Source organism: Burkholderia sp. E168m22 (assembly GCF_001319805.1).
Taxonomy (GTDB): Bacteria; Pseudomonadota; Gammaproteobacteria; order Burkholderiales; family Burkholderiaceae; genus Burkholderia; species Burkholderia orbicola.
Map to the genome: position 1 here is coordinate 1 of NZ_BBSK01000179.1, position 834 is coordinate 834.

At 62.1% G+C, this 834-nt stretch carries 1 protein-coding gene; it reads right to left on the reverse strand.

Annotated elements, in window-relative coordinates; genetic code table 11:
• Positions 1-834: AMP-binding protein (locus tag AP428_RS34295; protein ID WP_156349374.1), on the reverse strand; the 834-nt coding region annotated here is incomplete at both ends.

Sequence of the window (834 nt, forward strand, 5' to 3'; positions counted from 1 at the left end):
GTCGGGTTGACCGAGGTAGCCGCGGGCGAGGCCGATGCCGCCGATATGGATTTCACCGGTCACCCCGATCGGTACCGGCTGGCCTTGCCTATCCAGGAGGTAGACCTGCGTGTTGGCGATCGGCCGGCCAATGCTGGGGCGCTCGCCGAGTTCCTGCAATAATCCTATGGTGGCATCCACAGTGCATTCAGTGGGGCCGTACATATTGTAGAACCGGACCGAATTGCAGCCGCGAAGTCTGTTCCAAAGTGACGGACTTACCGGCTCGCCACCCAGCAGCACGCTTCGAGGTACGTAGTCGGGATGTTCGAGCAAGCCGTCTGTCAGCAGCATTTCCAGTTGCGACGGGGTGCTATCAAAGGCGTCGATTCGGTGGTGGGCAAGGAAATGAACCATCTCTGCACCGCTCGCCCGAATGAGCTGGGGAACCAGTACGAGGCAGTGACCGGACAGGAGTTGTGATAGCCCTTTGATCGACATGTCGAACGAGAAGGCGGCGTTAAGGGCGATCCGAGCACGTTGCGGGAGCGCACTGTGCGTGGTACGGCTCAGTTCGAGCCAGAAGTTGACCACCGAACGATGCTCGACCATGACACCCTTAGGCGTGCCGGTGGAGCCGGAGGTGTAGATGACGTAGGCGAGATTGTGCGAGGACAGGCCGAGGGTCAGGGGATCGGGATTGTGAGCCGGGTAGGCGCGCAGCATGGCTGCGGCATCGGGATCGTCGAGCAGGAGCACGGGCACGGTGTGCTGGGGCAGCGCATCGAGCAGCGCCCGTTGAGTGAGCAGCGCGGCCGGTGCACTATCGCGCAACATGTGCGAGAGACGCTCGGC